Genomic DNA, 2,900 nt, shown 5'->3' on the forward strand with positions numbered 1-2,900 from the left:
GGTAGGTGAAAGTTGCTGACCTTCTGTGGGTGTTCCCGAGTAGCGGCGGACCCCTGAAATCTGCCGTGAATCTGCCAGGACCACCTGGTAAGCCTAAATACTTCCTGGTGACCGATAGCGGACAAGTACCGTGAGGGAATGGTGAAAAGTACCCCGGGAGGGGAGTGAAATAGTACCTGAAACCGTTCGCCTACAATCCGTCGGAGCCTTGCGGGGTGACGGCGTGCCTTTTGAAGAATGAGCCTGCGAGTTAGTGGCATGTGGCGAGGTTAACCCGTGTGGGGGAGCCGTAGCGAAAGCGAGTCTGAATAGGGCGATTCAGTCGCGTGTCCTAGACCCGAAGCGGAGTGATCTAGCCATGGGCAGGCTGAAGCGCGGGTAAGACCGCGTGGAGGGCCGAACCCACCAATGTTGAAAAATTGGGGGATGACCTGTGGTTAGGGGTGAAAGGCCAATCAAACTCCGTGATAGCTGGTTCTCCCCGAAATGCATTTAGGTGCAGCGTCGCGTGTTTCTTGCCGGAGGTAGAGCACTGGATGGTCTAGGGGGCCCACAAGCTTACCGAAATCAGCCAAACTCCGAATGCCGGTAAGTGAGAGCGCGGCAGTGAGACTGCGGGGGATAAGCTTCGTAGTCGAGAGGGAAACAGCCCAGATCACCAGCTAAGGCCCCTAAGCGTGTGCTAAGTGGAAAAGGATGTGGGGTCGCATAGACAACCAGGAGGTTGGCTTAGAAGCAGCCACCCTTTAAAGAGTGCGTAATAGCTCACTGGTCAAGTGGTTCCGCGCCGACAATGTAGCGGGGCTCAAGCACACCGCCGAAGCTGTGGCATTCACATTTTATCCTCGCTTGGACTTGATTCCTTGTGCAGGTGTGTGGATGGGTAGGGGAGCGTCGTGCCGCGAGTGAAGCAGCGGGGTGACCCAGTTGTGGACGCGGCACGAGTGAGAATGCAGGCATGAGTAGCGAAAGAAGGGTGAGAAACCCTTCCGCCGGATGACCAAGGGTTCCAGGGCCAGGCTAATCCGCCCTGGGTGAGTCGGGACCTAAGGCGAGGCCGAGAGGCGTAGTCGATGGACAACGGGTTGATATTCCCGTACCCGCGAAAGAGCGTCCCTGATGAACCTCGTTGTGCTAACCACCCAAACTGCCGGAGACCTTCGGGTTGATGGTGGGGAGGCTGGGAACCTGATGGGTAGTAGTCAAGCGATGGGGTGACGCAGGAAGGTAGCTGAGCCCGGCCGGTGGTTGTGCCGGGGTAAGCGTGTAGGCCGTGTTGTAGGCAAATCCGCAACACATGAAGGCTGAGACGTGATGCCGAGCCGATTCAGGTGAAGTCAGTGATCCTATGCTGCCGAGAAAAGCCTCTAGCGAGTTCTTAGCGGCCCGTACCCCAAACCGACACAGGTGGTCAGGTAGAGAATACCGAGGCGATCGGGCGAACTGTGGTTAAGGAACTCGGCAAATTGCCCCCGTAACTTAGGGAGAAGGGGGGCCGGAGACGTGAAGCCCCGCGCGGGTGGAGCGTTGTATGGCCGCAGAGAGCAGGGGGAAGCGACTGTTTACTAAAAACACAGGTCCATGCGAAGAAGTAATTCGATGTATATGGACTGACGCCTGCCCGGTGCTGGAACGTTAAGGGGACCTGTTAGCTCTTCGGGGCGAAGCGGAGAACTTAAGCGCCAGTAAACGGCGGTGGTAACTATAACCATCCTAAGGTAGCGAAATTCCTTGTCGGGTAAGTTCCGACCTGCACGAATGGCGTAACGACTTCCCCACTGTCTCAACCACAGGCCCGGCGAAATTGCAGTACGAGTAAAGATGCTCGTTACGCGCGGCAGGACGGAAAGACCCCGGGACCTTTACTATAGCTTGACATTGGTACTCGAATTAGCTTGTGTAGGATAGGTGGGAGCCGGTGAAGTCCATACGCCAGTATGGGTGGAGGCAATCTTGAAATACCACTCTGGTTGATTTGGGTATCTAACTTCGGACCGTTATCCGGTTCAGGGACAGTGTCTGGTGGGTAGTTTAACTGGGGCGGTTGCCTCCTAAAAGGTAACGGAGGCGCCCAAAGGTTCCCTCAGCCTGGTTGGCAATCAGGTGTTGAGTGCAAGTACACAAGGGAGCTTGACTGTGAGACTGACAAGTCGAGCAGGGACGAAAGTCGGGACTAGTGATCCGGCACTTGCGAGTGGAAGCGGTGTCGCTCAACGGATAAAAGGTACCCCGGGGATAACAGGCTGATCTTCCCCAAGAGTCCATATCGACGGGATGGTTTGGCACCTCGATGTCGGCTCGTCGCATCCTGGGGCTGTAGCAGGTCCCAAGGGTTGGGCTGTTCGCCCATTAAAGCGGTACGCGAGCTGGGTTTAGAACGTCGTGAGACAGTTCGGTCCCTATCCGCCGTGCGCGTAGGATACTTGAGAAGGGCTGTCCCTAGTACGAGAGGACCGGGACGGACGAACCTCTGGTGTGCCAGTTGTCCTGCCAAGGGCACGGCTGGTTAGCTACGTTCGGAAGGGATAACCGCTGAAAGCATCTAAGCGGGAAGCCTGCTTCAAGATGAGGTATCCCACCCCACTTTGTGGGGGTAAGGCCCCCAGCTAGACGACTGGGTTGATAGGCCGGAAATGTAAGCCCGGTAACGGGTTCAGTTGACCGGTACTAATAGGCCGAGGACTTGACTACTAAGCTGCTACGCGTCCACTGTGCAACTCTGAACGAGCGAACACCCGCGTGTGTGTGCCCGGGGTTGTTTGATATGTTCATAGAGTTACGGCGGTCATGGCGGAGGGGAAACGCCCGGTTACATTCCGAACCCGGAAGCTAAGCCCTCCAGCGCCGATGGTACTGCACTCGTGAGGGTGTGGGAGAGTAGGACGCCGCCGGACAATCTT

Annotated in this window: 2 rRNA genes (1 of these 2 cut by a window edge); both read left to right on the plus strand. The window is 56.7% G+C overall.

What is annotated here, in order from left to right:
- Positions 1–2,691, plus strand: a 23S ribosomal RNA gene (locus tag AB0A95_RS34575); it begins 420 nt to the left of the window's first position.
- A gap of 86 nt (positions 2,692–2,777) precedes the next feature.
- Positions 2,778–2,894 (plus strand): 5S ribosomal RNA (rrf, locus tag AB0A95_RS34580).
- Positions 2,895–2,900: the final 6 nt, after the last annotated feature.

The organism is Micromonospora sp. NPDC049230, from assembly GCF_040647875.1.
Taxonomy (GTDB): Bacteria; Actinomycetota; Actinomycetes; order Mycobacteriales; family Micromonosporaceae; genus Micromonospora.